The organism is Methylobacterium terrae, assembly GCF_003173755.1.
GTDB classification, from domain to species: Bacteria; Pseudomonadota; Alphaproteobacteria; order Rhizobiales; family Beijerinckiaceae; genus Methylobacterium; species Methylobacterium terrae.
Genome location: NZ_CP029553.1, coordinates 5,207,983 through 5,223,748, shown reverse-complemented (window position 1 = coordinate 5,223,748; position 15,766 = coordinate 5,207,983). Strand labels below are relative to the sequence as shown.

Here is a 15,766-nt window from a genome sequence, read left to right as displayed (position 1 = left end):
TGCGGCTTCGCCGCAACACGGCCGAAAAATCGCCCCAAATCTCGGGCTTCCTGATTTCGACGTGACCTTTCGGCCACGCTGCCCGGCTCGCCCGCGGCGGCGTCCCCTCTCCCCTCCCGCGAGCCCGCGGCCCCGCAACGGGCCGCGCGTGACGCGGACAGCCAGGAGCTTCCTGCATGCGCTCGATCCTGATCCCGACCCTCGCCGCCTCCCTGCTCTCGGCTGGCGCCGCCGCCGCGGCTCCCGCGGGCGACCCTTCGGGCACCTGGCTCACCGAGGACGGCCGGGCCAAGATCAAGATCGAGAAGTGCGGCCCGGGCGCGGCCCATGCCTGCGGCAAGGTGGTGTGGCTCAAGACCCCGCTGAACGACCAGGGCCAGCCGCGCACCGACATCAAGAATCCCGACCCGAAGAAGCGCAGCCGCCCGGTGATCGGCCTCACGCTGATGGACGGCCTGAAGCCCGAGGACGGCGCCTTCAAGGGCCAGATCTACAACGCCGAAGAGGGCAAGATCTACGACGTCTCGGTCAGCCGCGAGAGCGCGAGCGAGCTCGCGATCTCGGGCTGCATGCTGAAGATCCTGTGCGGCTCGCAGACCTGGACCAAGGCTCCCGACGAGTTCGCGCAGGTCGCCCCGGCGGCGCCCGCGAAGGCCAAGCCGGCGGCCAAGCCCGCGGAGTGATACGAAAGCCGGAAAGAGTGCTTCCGGAGTTCGTATCACCAGCCCGCGCGGCGCTTGAGCGAAGCCGATTTCCGCATCGCAAAGCGACCGGTCGGAAATCGTGCGACCCCCGCTCCCGCGCGTCAGGCGCGGGAGCCCGTGCCCGGCGGCTCGTCCGGGTCCGGCTTGAGCCGGAAGCCGCGCAGCACCCCCGGCCGGGCCTTCATCCTGTCGATCCAGGCCCCGACATTCGGGAAGGCCGCGATGTCCTGGCCCTGGCGCTCCCACATCTTGGCCCAGGGCAGGATCGCGATGTCGGCGATGCTGTACGCCTCGCCCGCGACGTGGGGATGGCGGCCGAGCTGGGCGTCGAGCGTCGCGTAGAGCTTCGCCGTCGCGGCGGTGAAGCGCTCGACCGCGTAGGGGATCTTCTCCGAGGCGTAGATGCGGAAATGGTGGGTCTGGCCGAGGGTCGGCCCGAAATTCGCCGCTTGCCAGAACAGCCAGATGTCGACCGCGATGCGGGCCCGCTCCTCGGCGGGGTAGAACAGCCCGGTCTTGCGGCCGAGATACTGCAGGATCGCGTTCGATTCGTAGACCGTGATCGGCTCACCCCCGGGCCCGTCCGGATCGACGATGACCGGGATCTTGCCGTGCGGCGCCACGGCCAGGAACTCGGGGGCGCCTTGCGCGCCCTTGCCGATGTTGATCGGGATCATCCGGTACGGCAGGCCGCATTCCTCGAGCATGATCGAGGCTTTCCAGCCGTTGGGCGTCATCCAGTAGTAGAGGTCGATCGGCGGCGTCGTCACGGCCGACATGCGGCGGGTCCTTCTCGCACGGCGGGGACGGGGCACGTCCGTCGCGCATCGGGCTTCCCCGTCAGGTAAACAGGGCCGGGCCCACCCTGTACAGGGTGAAGGTTGTCTCAATCGCCGCTCGTGCAGCGGTGTTTCGCCCTCACGGGGCCTCGCGCGCCGCATCTTGCCGTTGCGTCAGGCTGTGGCAGTGTCGGTCCGGCGCCCGCCGATCCCGCGGGGCCGAGCCCGCGAGCCGGGCCAGAGAGCCGAGCGATGACCCCTCCCCTCCGTACGATCCTGGCGGCCCTGCTGGTCGCCGCACCCGCCGTCGCCTTCGGCCAGGCCGGGCCGAACCCCGAAGTCGCGCCGCGCCGGGAGCCCAGCCTGCGCGGCCTCGCCGCCCGCGAGCGCCAGCGCAAGTGCGGCGCCGAATGGCGCACCCTGGCTCCCGCCGAGAAGGCCGCCCAGGGGCCGCGCTGGCCGCAATATTACAGCAAGTGCGTCCGCCGGCTGAAGGAGCAGCGGGCCTGAGCCGTCGTGCGGCCGGATCGCCCGGCTCCCGGGGCCCGGAGCCGGCACGATTCCGGGATTTGTTAGATCTTCAGCGGTCGTGAATTTTTACTCGTGAGACCGGTCGAATCGCGATTTTGTTAGTTGAAGAGACCTTCATCGGCTGGTACAAGATGGACATCCTGAGTTTCGAGACCCAGGGCACCTGCGAGGCGCACTCTTCGAGTGCGCCTTTTTTCTTGTCTGTATCATGCGACAACGAAAAAGGGCCCCGGCTCTCGCCGGGACCCCCGATTTTCGACTGAAGTCGAACTTAGAAGTCGCGCTGGACGCGCATGCGGATCTGGAACGTGTCCGTCGCGTTGGTGGTCGGCAGGACGCCGCCGCCGGCGACGACCGGCACACCGTTCACGACGTTGACGACCTGGGCGCCGCCGAAGCCCGGAGCCTTGTTCTGGTCGATGACGCGACCGTTCTGCAGGGCGAGGCGGGCGTAGTTGCCCTCGATGCCGATGTCGAGGTCACGCACCGGCGACCAGATCAGGCTGGCGCCCGCGATGACCTGGTTGGTGTCGCGCAGCACGCTCGAGAAGCCGTAGCCGGCCGCGAACGGGCTCGGCAGCGACGAGGTGGCGAAGCCGCTGAGCTGGTTCACGAGGCCCAGATTGGCGCGGCTGGCCTTGCCGTAGGACACTTCGCCGTAGCTGCCGAACACCGACGAGCGCCACTCGGGAGCCCAGTAGTGCAGGTAGGCCGCCGAGACGGTCCAGGACTTCGACAGGTCGAGCTTGCCGGTGACCGGATCGACGACCGCATCGACGAGCGAGGTGCCCAGCGTGGTGCCGGCGGCGAGCGTGGCCGAAGCGGTGTAGCCGCCGAGCCAGGCGTTGTAGCCGGTGTAGCGCAGGGCGCCCTCGCCGTACGAGCCCTGCAGGTACAGCAGGTCCCCGGCGGCGATGAACGGCAGGTTGAGCTTCACGCCACCCTGCACGGCCCAGCCGTAGTCGCTGCCCGGACGCGGGGCGACGGCGCCGGTGATCGAGTTACCGGCGAAGGACCGCACCGCGGCCGCGTTGGCGGTGTTGATCTCGTGCACGGCGGCCGAGATCTGGGCCGAACCCCAGGCGGCGTCGTAGCGGAGCGCGCCGACGAAGTCGGGCAGGCGCTGACGCTGGACGACGTCGTAGTCGGCGATGATCGGCTGGCCGAGGGCATTGGTGCCCAGGACCGGGGTGAAGTTGCCCGAGCCGGCGCCGAAGACCTGGTAGTTGACGAAGTTCGAGCCGGCGGTGCCGCTGCCGAAGACCGGGGTCTTGCGGAGCAGCGGGTCTTCCATCGACAGCGTGGCCGAGAAGCCCTGACCGAAGGTCGCCGTGTAGGCGAGCAGGTTGGTCGAGGAGATGTCGGAGCCGAGCGACGACGCGATGAACTCGAGGTCGTGGGCGTAGAAGTCGAAGAACGAGGCCGCGCGACCGGCGGTGAAGCCGGCGAACTGGATGAAGGCCTTGTCGACGTTCACCGTGGTGATCGAGCGACCGAACGTGTCGACGCCCTGGCCCGGGAAGCCGGTGCCGGCGAGGCGCTGGGTGCCGGACGCGAGGAACGGACCGGTGCCGTAGGCGAGGTCGAAGCGCACGAAGGCGCGCAGGGTGCCGTAGCCGGTCGCCGTGCGGGCATCGAGGTTCAGACGGCCGAGGCCCTGGTAGCCGGTCAGGTCGCCGCCGCCGGCGACGCCGCCGCGGTAGTAGTTCTGCAGGTAGGTGGCCTGGAACCGGGCGCGACCGGAGACGCGCAGGCAGGTGTCGGTGCCCGGGATGTAGAAGAAGCCGGCACCATGCGTCGAGCAGACGCGGACGAACTCGACGGGCGCAGCCTTCTTGATCGGCAGATCGGCAGCCTGCGCACCAGCAACGACGGTCAGGCCAGCGGCCGACCCAAGCAGAAGGCTCTTCACGAGCTTCATAGAGACCTCCAAGATTTCGGACCCGAAAGGGGTGAACGACTCTGTTCCGAAGACCTCTTCGGCCTCGAGACCATGTCCCTCTTATCCCCCCGAAGATTCGGCCGCCGCATTAGGTCGACCAAATCGCGCCGGACTTCATTCGGCGCGAGGGAACAATCTTTCAAGGCGAGCATTTGATCAATCGTGATCAAGTTCTAACACGCCGTGGAAGCTTCCTTGAGTTCGGAATGTGGCAGAATCATCACATTTAGTCTGTCGCCAGGAAATGTATATCCTCATGAACTAACATAAATTTCATGCTCTTACAAAAACAGAACATGAGATTATCTACGGAACGCTTATGCACTTACAAAACAGAAACATCGTTCATATCAGCAACATTTTTACGTCCAAGCTATGTTAGAACAAGAAAATATATGTAGATTACGTTGCGTTTACACCTATAATGCACGATAGTTCTGTTTCTAATACGTTTCCAAAAGTATAAATTGAAAATGATCTTGAGACGGCTCGGGGTCTCTGGCGCTGCCCGGAGCGCATCCGATGGCAGCCCGCCCGCTGGGTGCGGGCCTCACGGTGCGTCCCCCGCTGTCGGCGTGCCGGGACGATTCGGCCCCAGCCGGTCGCAGGCCCGCAGTTGCGGGCGAAGATGGGCGCGCTGCCGCGAGGCGGGTGATCGTGCCGGACGGAGGATGAAGAGGGCGCCGCCGCGGCCTCCCGCGCTCCGCGCCCTCGGGCGCCCGGACCATCAGGCGTCGCCCGCCCGGGACATCCGGCAGGCTTGCTTCATCGCCGGCGCGGCGGTCGGGACCTCGCGTCGGCGCCGTCGGCCGTCCTCCTTCGCCGCCTCCGCCCCCGCTCGCGCGGCGGCGCGAGCATCGGCGCCCCGGTACGTCGCCGCGGGCGCGCCCCGCCCTCCCCCGGGGAATCCCCTTGCCCAGGCATCCCCTTCCTCAGGCATCCCCTTGCCCAGGCATCCCCTTGCCATCAGTTTTTAGTTGTTCTAATTAGCAACTGACGGGGCCCGACGGCGGCCCAGCGGATCGGGAGACACCACCATGGCGACCACCCAGGGCGCGGCCTGCAGCAGCTGCCGGTACTTCGACGACCACAAGCTCAACGGCGCGGCCGCGCAGGCCGATGCCGGCCTGTGCCGCTACAACCCGCCGGTCAGCCAGCCCGAGCCGCAGGGCCACGGCCTGTGGCCGGTCGTCGCCGGCCAGGACTGGTGCGGCCACTTCACCGCCGAGCAGACCCCGGCCGAGTGATCGCGCCGCGGCCGGTCACGGGCCGCGCTGCGAGAATGTGCTGACGGTTTCGGCCCTCTCTCCCACCGGAGAGAGGGCTTTTCATTGTCGTGCGATGGGTCTTCCAGCGCGCCCGGCCGTCGAATGTTTCGTCCGGCGTGGTGGACGAAACATGAAGCGGCCCGATCGACGAGAATCCGTGCCGCCACGCAAAATCACGGACATGCGCCGCGCCTATACCCCCCGCCACGAGAGCCCGGGGACAACGGGCGGCGGAGGCGATCATGATTGTGGCGCGGGTGATCCTGGTGAGCGCGATGCTGACGACCGGCATCGTCGAGATGACGAAGACCGTGACGCCGCGCCTGGCCGAGCAGGTGCCGGCATCGGCGCCGGTCCCGGCGGCGCCGGCGGTCGACCCCGCCTGCGGCGGCGCGGCCTGGCCCTACCTGCCCGAGAGCTGCCTGCGCGCCGGTTCGCGGCACGAGGCCGCGCCGCGCCGGCCGGTGCGGGTGATCGAGGAGCAGCGCCCGGCGGCCCCGGTCCGGCTTCCGGGCCGGTCGTCGGTGGGCTGACGCGGCCGGCGATGTGACGAGGCCGCCATGCCGCATTTCAGCGCCGACCTCCTGGACGCGCTCCTCGACGGCGATCCCGCGGAGCTGGAGGCGTTGCGCGCCCTGCTCGGCGCGGCGCCGGGGCGCTGCGCCTTCTGCCGCCCGGCCCCGTTGGCCGCGCTCCTCCCGGGTCCGACGGAGGCTGTTCCGGCCGCGACGCGCCGGCGGCGCCCGGCCGGCGACGGCGAGGCGCGGGGGCGCCGCCCGAGGCCGCCCTCCGGCCGGCCCGCGACGGTCCCGCGCCGCCGGCCGCTGCCGGGATGAGGACGCCCCCGCCCGGCGACGGCGCTCCTCGGGACAGGCCCGGTGCTGGCGGCCCCTGAGAAATAATGCATAGTCGTCACCCGCGGCGGAGCGGGGCCACGATGCGGGTCGGCCACAAGATCTTCCTCGTCGGCGGCCTGCCGATCACCATCGCGGCGCTAATCGCGCTCGCGGGCTGGCTGCTGCTCGCCCAGGCCGAGCGGGCCCGCGACGGCGCGGTGCTGGCCGGCGCGATCTACCGCACCCTGACCCTCTCGACGACGGTGCGCGACGAGTTCCTGACCGCGCGCCCGGGCGAGCGCACCGACCATGCCGAGCGCTTCGCCCGCCTGGCCGCCGAATCCTCCGGCTCCCTCGACGACTTGCGCCGCTTCGCCCGCACCCCGGACCAGGCGGCCCGCATCGAGGCGGCCCGGGCCGCGCTCAAGGATTCGATCGAGCAGATGCAGGCCCTGGTGCGGATCACCCGGGAGAATGACGGGCTGGCCGCCGAGATGGCGGCCCGGGCGGACGCCCTGGTGAGCCTCGCCGACCAGGCCCGGGACCGGCAGCGCGCGGCCAACACCGACCTCGTCGTCTCCCTCACCGACAAGGCCCGCACCCTGCGGCAGGTCCGCGACGTGATCGGCGCCGTCAACGAGCTGCGCGCCCTGGTGGCCCAGGCCGAGGTCGAGGCCGCGCGCGCGGCCGCCTCCGCGTCGGCCCGCGCCCCGTCCGGCGGGGCCGGCCCCGCCCCCGCCTCGGCCCCGCACGCGCCGATGGTTCAGGTCTCGATGGTCCAGGTGCGCAATGCCGCCCGGGACCTCGCGGCGGCGCTCCGGGGCGACCGGCGCGAGCGCGAGGCGGAGGAGCTCCTGATCCTGACCGCCGCCTACGAGGCCTGGCGCGGGGCCGAGGAGCCGCGTCCGGTCGCGGCCGGCGACGCCGCGTCCGTTCACCCGCCGCTCCCCTCGCCGGTCAACGTCCTCGACGAGTGGTGCGAGCGGATCCTCAAGATCGACGGCTCGGCCCAGCGCGCCCTGCACGACGAGGTCACGCAGCTGCTCTCCTACGCGGTGCAGGCCAACGAGACCGAGCAGGCGACGCAGAACATCGCGCTCGAGACCCTCAAGCTCGGCCAGCGCACCGCCGAGGCCCTGCGCCGGCGCGACGTGCCGGCCGCCGCCGCGATGCTCGAGGACGGGCGGCGCCTGTCCGAGACCGCCGCCGCCCTGCCGATCTCGCCGCTGATCCAGGGCGAGATGATCGACGCCATCGACGGCTGGCGCGAGCGCCTCGGCACCACGGTCGAGGGCCTGCGCCGGCAGAACGAGGGGATCGCGGCGATGGACGGCCTCGCCGCGGTGATCGGCGAGACCGCCCGCAGCCTCAACGAGGTCTTCATCGACGACGCCGACCGCTTCGGCACCTTCCTCCTGCGCCTGCTGCTCGTCGGCGCCGGCGCCGGCCTGGTTCTCGGCTCCACGGTCGGCCTCGCCGTGGCGCGCTCGATCACCGCGCCCCTGCGCCAGCTCCAGCGCGGCATGCTGGCGCTCGCCGCCGATCCGGGCCGGCGCGAGATGGCGGTCGGGGACGCGGGTGCCGGGAACGGAGGTTCCGAAAGCGTGGGCGCCGCGGTGGGGCGCCGGCGCGACGAGCTCGGCGACATGGCGCGGGCCACCGCGATGTTCGTCGAGGAGATCGGCCGGCGCGAGCGGGCCTTGCGCCGGGCCAAGGAGGAGGCCGACCGGACGCTCGCCGAGCTGCGCCAGACCCAGTCCGACCTGATCCAGGCCGAGAAGCTCGCGTCGCTCGGCCAGCTCGTCGCCGGGGTGGCGCACGAGATCAACACTCCGCTCGGCATCGCGCTCACCACCGCGACCCTGGTGCGCGACGAGGCGCGCGACTTCGGCGAGGTGGCGGGGACCGGCCAGCTCTCGCGCTCGCGCCTGACCCACTTCGTCGGCCGGATGCAGGAGGGCTCGCACCTGCTCACCGCCAACCTCGCGCGCGCCGCGGACCTCGTCCACAGCTTCAAGCAGGTCGCGGTCGACCGGGTCAGCGACGAGCACCGCCGCTTCGCCCTGCGCGAGTGGCTGGGCGAGTTGCTGCGCAGCCTCGGCCCGCTCCTGCGGCGGGGCGGGCACCGCCTCGAGCTCGAGGCACCCGACGAGTTCGAGGTCGACACCCATCCGGGGGCGCTCGCCCAGGTCATCACCAACCTGGTCAAGAACGCGGTGGTGCACGCCTTCGCGGAGGGAGCGGCCGGCCGCATCGCGGTCGCGGTCTCCCGGGACGGGGCTTGGGTGCGGCTGGAGGTGCGCGACGACGGGCGCGGCATCGCGGCGGCGGACCGGGAGCGCATCTTCGATCCGTTCTTCACCACCGCCCGCCACCGCGGCAGCTCGGGGCTGGGCATGCACATCGTCTACAACCTCGTCACCGGGCAGCTCCAGGGCCGCATCGCCGTCGAGAGCCAGGACGGGCGCGGCACCACCGTGCGGGTCGAGTTCCCCGCCCGCCTCGCCCCCGCGGCCCCGGCGCGGACCGTCGTGGCGGCGCAGTAGCGCGGCCGCGTTTGGGGATTTTCTCCTTTCGGTGTGTAGTGGCTCAGGCACGAACAGGGCGCGGCTGCGAGGGACGATGTCCGGGACGGATCGACCGATCGGGAAACGCCGCCCGGGCGCGCGGCTCGCGGGGCTCTGGGCCGCATCGTGGCTTTCCGTCGCGAGCGCGTGCCTGCCCGCCGCCGCCAAGACCCTGGTCTTCTGCTCGGAGGGCAACCCCGAATCGCTCAACCCGCAGCTCGTCACCACCACGACCGGGATGGACGCGGCCTGGCCGGTCTTCGAGACCCTGGTGGCGTTCGAGCCCGGCACCACCACGATCCGCCCCGGCCTCGCCGAATCCTGGACGATCTCGCCGGACGGGCGCGACTACACCTTCACCCTGCGCGCCGGCGTCGCCTTCCACGCCAACGCCCGGTTCCGGCCGACCCGGCCGCTCGCGGCCGAGGACGTGGTGTTCTCCCTCGCCCGGCAGTGGCGCGAGGACCATCCCTTCCACAAGGTCTCGGGCGGCCAGTACGCCTATTTCCGCGATCTCGGCCTGCCCGGCCTGATCGAGGCGGTCGAGGCGCCGGATCCCCGCACGGTGCGCATCCGCCTGCGGGAGGCCGACGCCACCTTCCTGCCGAACATCGCCATGACGCTGGGGGCGGTCCAGTCGGCGGAATACGCCGCCCAGCTGCTCGCGGCCGGCGAGCCCGAGCGCCTCGACCGCGAGCCGATCGGCACCGGCCCGTTCAGCTTCGCGGCGTTCCAGCCCGACGTCGCCCTGCGCTACCGCGCCTTCTCGGCCTATTGGGGCGGCCGGACGCCGATCAGCAGCCTGGTGTTCTCGATCACCCCCAACGCGGCGGTGCGGCTCGCCAAGGTCCGGGCCGGCGAGTGCCACCTGATGCCGTTCCCCAACCCGTCCGACCTCGAGGCGATCCGGGCCGATCCGGGCCTGGCGCTGATGCGCGAGGAGGAGCTGAACGTCGGCTACCTCGCCTTCAACGTCACGAAGCCCCCCTTCGACGACCTGCGGGTGCGCCGCGCCCTGGCGATGGCGATCGACAAGGCGGCGATCGTCGCGGGGGTCTACGGCCCGGGCGGGACGGCGGCCCGCTCGCCCCTGCCGCCGAACCTGTGGGGGCACGATCCGGCGCTCCCGGAGCCGCCCCTCGACCGCCCGGCGGCGCAGAGGCTGCTCGCGGAAGCCGGCCTCCCCTCCGGCTTCGAGGCCGAGCTGTGGTACCCGCCGGTGAGCCGGGCCTACAATCCCAACGGCCGGCGCGTCGCCGACATGATCCAGGCCGACCTCGCCCGCATCGGCGTGCGGCTGCGCCTGCGGACCGACGAGTGGAGCGCCTACCGGGCCCGGATGCTCGCCGGCGAGCCGGCGCTGGCCCTGTTCGGCTGGACCGCCGACAACGGCGATCCCGACAACTTCCTCGGCGTGCTGCTCGGCTGCGTGCCGGCGCAGCCCGGCGGCAGCAACATCGCCCGCTGGTGCGATCCCGCCTTCGACGCCCTGGTGGCCGAGGCCCGCCGCGTCTCCGGCCAGGACGCCCGGGCCGACCTTTACCGGCAGGCGCAAGGGATCTTCGCGCGCGAGGTGCCGTGGGTGCCGATCGCCCATTCGGCGGTGTTCGTCGCGGCGCGACGCGAGCTGACGGGCTACCGCATGGATCCCCTCGGCCGGCACCTCTTCCGCGGCGTCGACCTGCGCGAGGGCGGCGAGTCCCGGCCGGCCGAGTCTCGACAGACCGAGACCCGCCCGGCCGACACCCGGGCCGCGCCTCAGGGCGCCGCCGGCCGGGTGCCGTAGGCCTCCGCCATCTCGTCGATCGCCGCCAGCTTGGCGCGGTAGGCCGACCAGTCGTCCTGCGCCGCGATCGGCGCCCACAGGGCCTCGACCTCGTCGATCAGCATCGTGCAGGGCGTGGGCCTGGCGAAGTAGGGATGGTCGAGCCGCGCCGCCGGATCGGGTGCGAGCCCCTGGAGCGCCTGTCGCACCCGCGCGAAGCCCTCGCCTTCGTAGTGGGCGGCGGCCGGGCTGCGGGCGGCCCGCGCCTCGCTCGCCAGCCCCCCGTACCAGTCGAAGAAGGCCTGCTCGAACGGCGCCCGGCTCGTCTGCAGGAAGGCCCAGAACGCCCCGACGAGGGCGTGCATCGCCGCCTCGTCCGCCGGCACCGCGAGGCCGAGGCGGCGCAGGAGCGCCTGCGCGAAGGCCTCCTGCAGGGCCGGCCCGTAGACGTCCATGGCGCTGCCCAGGCGCGCTTCGTCGGAGAGCGGCAGCAGGCACTCGGCGAGCCGCGCGAGGTTCCAGCCGAGCGCTTCCGGCTGGCGCCCGAAGGCGTAGAGGCCGTACTCGTCGAAGTAGGCGGCGGTGAAGGCCGGGTCGTTGACGGGGGCGAAGCGCCAGGGACCGTAATCGAAGCTCTCGCCGGTCACGTTGATGTTGTCGGTGTTGAGCACCCCGTGGACGAAGCCCGCCGCCATCCACTGCGCGCCCATCCGGGCGACGCGGCGGCAGACGTCGGCGAGGAAGGACGCCGCCCGGTCGGCCGGATCGTCGCGCCAGGCGTCCGGCCGGTAGGTGCGGATAGTGTGGTCGAGGAGGCGCAGCAGGTTGTCGGCATCGCCGTGGGCGCGGAAGCGCTGGAAGGTGCCGATGCGGATGTGGGAGTGGCTGAGCCGGACCAGCACCGCGGAGCGGGTCGGCGACGGCTCGTCGCCGCGCGACAGGGCCTCCCCGGTCTCGATCAGGCTGAACGACTTCGAGGTCTCGACGCCGAGCGCCTCCAGCATCGTGGTCGCCAGCACCTCGCGCACACCGCCCTTCAGGGTCAGGCGGCCGTCGGCGGTGCGCGACCACGGCGTCTGCCCGCTGCCCTTTGTGCCGAGGTCGAGCAGGCGCCCGTCCGAGAGGTCGTGGAGTTGCGCGAACAGGAAGCCGCGCCCGTCGCCGAGCTCCGGGTTGTAGCTGCGGAACTGGTGGCCGTGGTAGCGTAGCGCCAGCGGCTCGGGAAAGCTGCCCGGCAGCGGCGCGAAGCGGCCGAAATGCGCGATCCATTCCTCCTCGGTCAGGTCCCCGAGGCCGACCCGCTCCGCCCAGGGCCGGTTGCGGTGGCGCAGGATGTGGGCCGGGAAGCGGGCGGGCGCGACGACGTCGTAGAAGTCCGGGCCGAGATCGGCGTGACGGCGCGACGGGCGGAGAAGGGGGGCCGGCATCGGATCCTCGGTGGAAGAGCTAACGGGAGAACTGACGGAAAGCGGCTGACACGGTCGGGAGCCAACGCGCCGCGGCGCGGCCCGGGTCCCTTCCCGTGTCCCGGAGACGTCGCCTTCGGGGCGCGGCGCCCGTGCTCTTACGCCACACTGGTGCATCAACGACACGGGGAAAAGATGCCGAATCGGGCTGTCAATCCGCGCCGCGACGTGAGAAAGTAACCCCTGTCATCGCCACGCGTGGCAGATCCGCCTTGCGGTACGGTCTGAGTTGCGTCAGGAGTGTGGCGGTCATCTTGGTCACCGCAACCGGGAATGGAACGATCCCGAGGCGTCCGCTGTCAGGCACAGAGCGCACCGGGGTACAAGGGTGGTCGGCGGTTTTTACGTTTTGGCGAGCTTCTAATGGGACGTGGTCGTGATTTCAGGGAGCCGCGCCGTCGCGGCTTCGACGAGGGTGGTGGCGAGCCGCGGTGGCCTGATCAGGCTCAGCCGAGCGGCGGCTACGGCGGCGGTGGCTATGGTGGCGGCGGCTACGGTGGTGGCGGCGGCGGTGGTTACGGCGGCGGCGGCTTCGGCGGCGGCGGCGGTGGCTTCGGCGGCGGTGCCTCGCGCGGTGGCGCTGCCCCCTCCGGGCCGGAGCGTGACGCGACGGTCAAGTGGTTCAACAAGGAGAAGGGCTTCGGCTTCGTCGAACTCGGCGACGGCTCGGGCGACGCCTTCCTCCACATCCGTGCCGTCGAGGCGGCTGGCCATGCCGATCTGATGCCGGGCACCCGCCTGACCGTTCAGACCGCGCAGGGCCAGAAGGGCCCGCAGGTGACCAACATCACCAGCGTCGACACCAGCACGGCCGAGGCTCCGGCCCGTCGCGACCCCCGTCCGCCGCGCAGCGGCGGCTTCGGCGACCGTGGCGGCTTCGGCGACCGCGCCGGCGGCGGCGGCGGTGGTGGCCGCTTCGCCTCCGGTCCGTCGACCGAGATGAGCGGCACCGTGAAGTGGTACGATCCCGCCAAGGGCTTCGGCTTCGTCTCGGTGAATGACGGCGGCAAGGACGTCTTCATCCACCGCTCGGCGCTCGCCCGCGCCGGCCTCGAGTCCCTCGCCGAGGGCCAGCCGGTCACCATGGGCGTGGTCGAGGGCATGAAGGGCCGCGAGGCACAGTCCATCAACGTGGATTGATCCTCGGTGCACCTCTGCACGCACGAGCAAGTCATACGGATGGAGCGGTGGCCCCTGGCCACCGCTCCTTTCCGTTTGCGGGCCGCCCTCGCGGGTCTCGCCCTCGCGGGTCTTCTCGCCACCCCGGCGGCGGCCGAGGATTTCACCGGCTTCTACGCCGGGGTGAATGCCGGCTACGGCTGGAGCAAGGAACGGATGCAGGGCGGTGCGGGACCCGGGACGTCCCTCCCCGCTTGGGACAAGCCGTCCGCCGCCGACGGCCTGCCGCCGAGCGCGGCCCGGGCCGCCGACCGCAACCCGTTACTGTCCGGCGCCAGGGGCAACGGGCGCTGAAACAGCGGGGACAGCCCCGGGGCGCCCCGTCGCTGCGGCCCGTGCGGGCGTGCGGAACCGCCGCGCTTGTGGCAAGGTGGCGCCCGAACCCAACCGGGCTCGGGACCTCTTCACCATGACCACCGTTCACGACGTTACCCCGGACCAGCTGCGCGGGCTGGAAGCCGCCGGCGAGGCCGCGCTCAACGCGGCGCTCGGCCGCCTCTCGGCCCGCGAGCGCGAGGCCTACTGGGCGTCGGTGCGCCGCGCCTACAACGCCCCCTACAACGACGCCGTGAAGACGCCGCGGGCGGGAAGCGCGGCCGTGACGGCGCGGGCCTGAACGAACCCACGACCGGGGTTGCCTCTGCTTTCATCCCGTTACCGCCTGGGACGGCCGATGGGAGATCGGGCGCCGCGACGCGAGTCGGGGTCGCTCCCCGTTCGTGCCCCGGGCATCCAAGAACAGGTGCGATTCATGAAGACGACGACGATCGCCGTCCTGCTGCTCTTGGCTGGCGCGACGCCGGGCCTGGCGCAATCCTGCGACGAGTTCTGGTATCAGCGAAACATGATCTACAAAGAGGCGGGCTACTGCTTCAAGACTGCCAACGCGATCCGGAACTTCGGCAATGCCGGCTGCAAGTACGACGATCAGGCCGACGTGCCCCTGTCGGCGCGCCAGCGGGCCGAGATCGCCCAGATCCAGTCGATGGAGCGAGCCATGCGGTGCGCCCCCTGATCGGGCGCTGCGGCGCCCGGAACGGCGCCGGGGCTGCGTCAGCCCGTTCCAGGCGGACGATCGGTTGACGGGCGGAGGGTCGGTGCGGTTCGCGCGCGAGCCCGGCCGCTCCCGGCATCCGGGCCGCACCGCGCAGCGCCACGACGACCGGCGCGGCAGGGTCCCGGACGGTCACCCGAGAACGGCGATCGGCCGGGACGATGCCCGTCCCGGCCGATCGCCCGGTCACTCGCAAGCCCCTCCCCCAGGAAGAGGGAGAGCTTCCGGGCGCAGCGAGCGCCCGTCTCCTGTGCCGTTGCCGCTACGCCTTCTTGGCGCGCTCGATCCCCTCGAGGATCAGGCGGTGCGCCTCGGCCTTGTCGCCCCAGCGCACGATCTTCACCCACTTGCCGGGCTCGAGATCCTTGTAGTGCTCGAAGAAGTGCTGGATCTGGTGGATCGTGATCTCGGGCAGGTCGGTGTAGTTCTCGACCCGGTCGTAGCGCTTGGTCAGGTTGCGCGACGGGACCGCGATGATCTTCTCGTCCTCGCCGGCATTGTCCTCCATCACCAGCACGCCGACCGGGCGCACGCTCATCACGGCGCCGGGGATGATCGCCCGGGTGTTGGCGACCAGCACGTCGCACGGGTCGCCGTCGCCCGACAGGGTGTGGGGGATGAAGCCGTAGTTCCCCGGATAATGCATCGCGGTGTAGAGGAACCGATCGACGATCAGCGTCCCGGCCTCCTTGTCCATCTCGTACTTGATCGGCTCGCCGCCGACCGGAACCTCGATGACGACGTTGACGTCTTCGGGCGGATTCTTGCCGATGGAGATGGCATCGAGGCGCATGTGCGAACTCCCTGCAAGGGCGATGCGCCCCTGAATGGCGCGGTCCTTAGAGGGCCGCGGGCGCCCGCACAAGCGCCGGGACGCCACGGCGGCTGTGGCAGTCGAGGACAAGTTCCATCGGGGGCCGGCCGGCCGACAAAACCGGGATCGCCGGGTCCATTGCTGCGGCTGAGTCTCGCTTGAGCAGCTTATCGCCGTCGCGGCGATCATCCGGGAGGCAGGGCAGGTCTCGCGCGGGCCGGGGCGCCGCGGACCTGCCCCTGGATCAGCCGAACAGGTAGGCGACCTTGTGCAGGTCGGCGCCGGCGATCCGGTCGCAGGCCTCGGCGACGACGCGCCCGCCCATCCGCTCGTAGAAGTCGCGCGCCCGGTCGTTCTCGGTGAGCGACCACACCGCGACCCGGCGCACGTCCCGGTCGGCGAAGTCGTTGCGCACCGCCCGGAAGAGCCGGGTGCCGTAGCCGAGGCCCTGGTAGGTCGGCGCGAGGTAGATCTCGTCGATCTCGCCCTCGGCCTTCAGCGCCCGGTCGCGGCAGCGGCCGTAGGAGACGTAGCCGATCACGCTCTCGCCCAGCTCCAGCACCACCAGCGGCCGGTTGCGGCCCACCGTGGAGCGCCACCAGCGGGGGCCCCGCCGGGCGAGCATCCGGTCGAGGGCGACGCCCGGGATGATGCCCTGATAGGCCTCGCGCCACGCGGCGTCGAAGATCTCCGACAGCATCCCGGCATCCTGTTCCCGGGCCCGGCGAATGCTGACGACCTGAGTGCTCACGGTCTTCCCCCTCGATTGTTAGCCGACGGATCGCGTCCCTACGATGCGGGGGAGACGTCGCAAGCGCAATGCCAGGCTTGAGCACCGGCTCATTGGCCGGACCGTCGTTG

General features: G+C 71.3%; 16 protein-coding genes. 11 read left to right on the top strand and 5 right to left on the bottom strand.

Annotation, left to right across the window (positions count from 1 at the left end; all coding sequences use genetic code 11):
* Window positions 1-176 precede the first annotated feature (176 nt).
* Window positions 177-683 carry a DUF2147 domain-containing protein gene (locus tag DK419_RS24130; RefSeq protein ID WP_109961348.1) on the top strand — a complete coding sequence of 169 codons (507 nt, stop codon included), beginning with the start codon at window positions 177-179 and terminating at the stop codon, window positions 681-683.
* A gap of 122 nt (window positions 684-805) precedes the next feature.
* Here the strand turns inward: DK419_RS24130 and DK419_RS24125 are convergent, their stop codons facing one another.
* Window positions 806-1,483 (bottom strand): glutathione S-transferase N-terminal domain-containing protein, encoded by a 678-nt coding sequence (locus DK419_RS24125; RefSeq protein ID WP_109961347.1) that lies wholly within the window; start codon window positions 1,481-1,483, stop codon window positions 806-808.
* 252 nt (window positions 1,484-1,735) lie between these two features.
* Here DK419_RS24125 and DK419_RS24120 point away from each other — a divergent pair, with 252 nt between their 5' ends.
* Complete coding sequence (locus DK419_RS24120) at window positions 1,736-1,993, top strand: hypothetical protein (protein WP_109961346.1); 258 nt, start codon at window positions 1,736-1,738, stop codon at window positions 1,991-1,993.
* A 292-nt stretch (window positions 1,994-2,285) separates the two neighbouring features.
* Here the strand turns inward: DK419_RS24120 and DK419_RS24115 are convergent, their stop codons facing one another.
* Complete coding sequence (locus tag DK419_RS24115) at window positions 2,286-3,935, bottom strand: porin (protein ID WP_109961345.1); 1,650 nt, start codon at window positions 3,933-3,935, stop codon at window positions 2,286-2,288.
* A gap of 1,058 nt (window positions 3,936-4,993) precedes the next feature.
* On the opposite strand from DK419_RS24115, the gene DK419_RS24110 reads away from it, so the two are divergent.
* From DK419_RS24110 to DK419_RS24090, 5 genes are all read left to right on the top strand, one after another.
* Complete coding sequence (locus DK419_RS24110; RefSeq protein WP_109961344.1) at window positions 4,994-5,203, top strand: hypothetical protein; 210 nt, start codon at window positions 4,994-4,996, stop codon at window positions 5,201-5,203.
* A 263-nt stretch (window positions 5,204-5,466) separates the two neighbouring features.
* Complete coding sequence (locus DK419_RS24105) at window positions 5,467-5,757, top strand: hypothetical protein (protein WP_109961343.1); 291 nt, start codon at window positions 5,467-5,469, stop codon at window positions 5,755-5,757.
* A gap of 27 nt (window positions 5,758-5,784) precedes the next feature.
* On the top strand, window positions 5,785-6,060 hold the full coding sequence (locus DK419_RS24100; protein ID WP_109961342.1) for a hypothetical protein: 276 nt from the start codon (window positions 5,785-5,787) through the stop codon (window positions 6,058-6,060).
* A 101-nt stretch (window positions 6,061-6,161) separates the two neighbouring features.
* Window positions 6,162-8,606, top strand: a complete 2,445-nt coding sequence (locus DK419_RS24095) for a sensor histidine kinase (RefSeq protein ID WP_109961341.1) — start codon at window positions 6,162-6,164, stop codon at window positions 8,604-8,606.
* A 76-nt stretch (window positions 8,607-8,682) separates the two neighbouring features.
* Window positions 8,683-10,413, top strand: coding sequence for an ABC transporter substrate-binding protein (locus DK419_RS24090; protein ID WP_109961340.1), 1,731 nt, complete (start codon window positions 8,683-8,685; stop codon window positions 10,411-10,413).
* Here DK419_RS24090 and DK419_RS24085 read toward each other — a convergent pair.
* The gene (locus DK419_RS24085) at window positions 10,386-11,819 is read right to left on the bottom strand and encodes a protein adenylyltransferase SelO (protein WP_109961339.1); all 1,434 of its coding nucleotides are present in this window, start codon (window positions 11,817-11,819) and stop codon (window positions 10,386-10,388) included. The genes DK419_RS24090 and DK419_RS24085 overlap by 28 nt on opposite strands.
* Window positions 11,820-12,221: 402 nt before the next feature.
* Between DK419_RS24085 and DK419_RS24080 the strand changes: the two genes are divergently transcribed.
* The 4 genes from DK419_RS24080 to DK419_RS24065 all read left to right on the top strand — a co-directional run bounded on the left by DK419_RS24080 (window position 12,222) and on the right by DK419_RS24065 (window position 14,052).
* A complete protein-coding gene (locus tag DK419_RS24080) occupies window positions 12,222-12,998 on the top strand; it encodes a cold-shock protein (RefSeq protein ID WP_109961338.1) in 777 nt (258 codons plus the stop codon).
* Between the two features lie 39 nt (window positions 12,999-13,037).
* Entirely contained in the window at window positions 13,038-13,331 is a 294-nt protein-coding gene (locus DK419_RS24075; protein WP_245442681.1) for a hypothetical protein, read from the top strand.
* A gap of 115 nt (window positions 13,332-13,446) precedes the next feature.
* Window positions 13,447-13,653, top strand: a complete 207-nt coding sequence (locus DK419_RS24070; RefSeq protein WP_109961336.1) for a hypothetical protein — start codon at window positions 13,447-13,449, stop codon at window positions 13,651-13,653.
* Window positions 13,654-13,788: 135 nt separating this feature from the next.
* Window positions 13,789-14,052 (top strand): YARHG domain-containing protein, encoded by a 264-nt coding sequence (locus DK419_RS24065; protein WP_109961335.1) that lies wholly within the window; start codon window positions 13,789-13,791, stop codon window positions 14,050-14,052.
* A 301-nt stretch (window positions 14,053-14,353) separates the two neighbouring features.
* Here the strand turns inward: DK419_RS24065 and ppa are convergent, their stop codons facing one another.
* Window positions 14,354-14,884, bottom strand: a complete 531-nt coding sequence (gene ppa, locus DK419_RS24060; RefSeq protein ID WP_109961334.1) for an inorganic diphosphatase — start codon at window positions 14,882-14,884, stop codon at window positions 14,354-14,356.
* 265 nt (window positions 14,885-15,149) lie between these two features.
* A complete protein-coding gene (locus DK419_RS24055) occupies window positions 15,150-15,656 on the bottom strand; it encodes a GNAT family N-acetyltransferase (protein WP_109961333.1) in 507 nt (168 codons plus the stop codon).
* Window positions 15,657-15,766 lie beyond the last annotated feature (110 nt).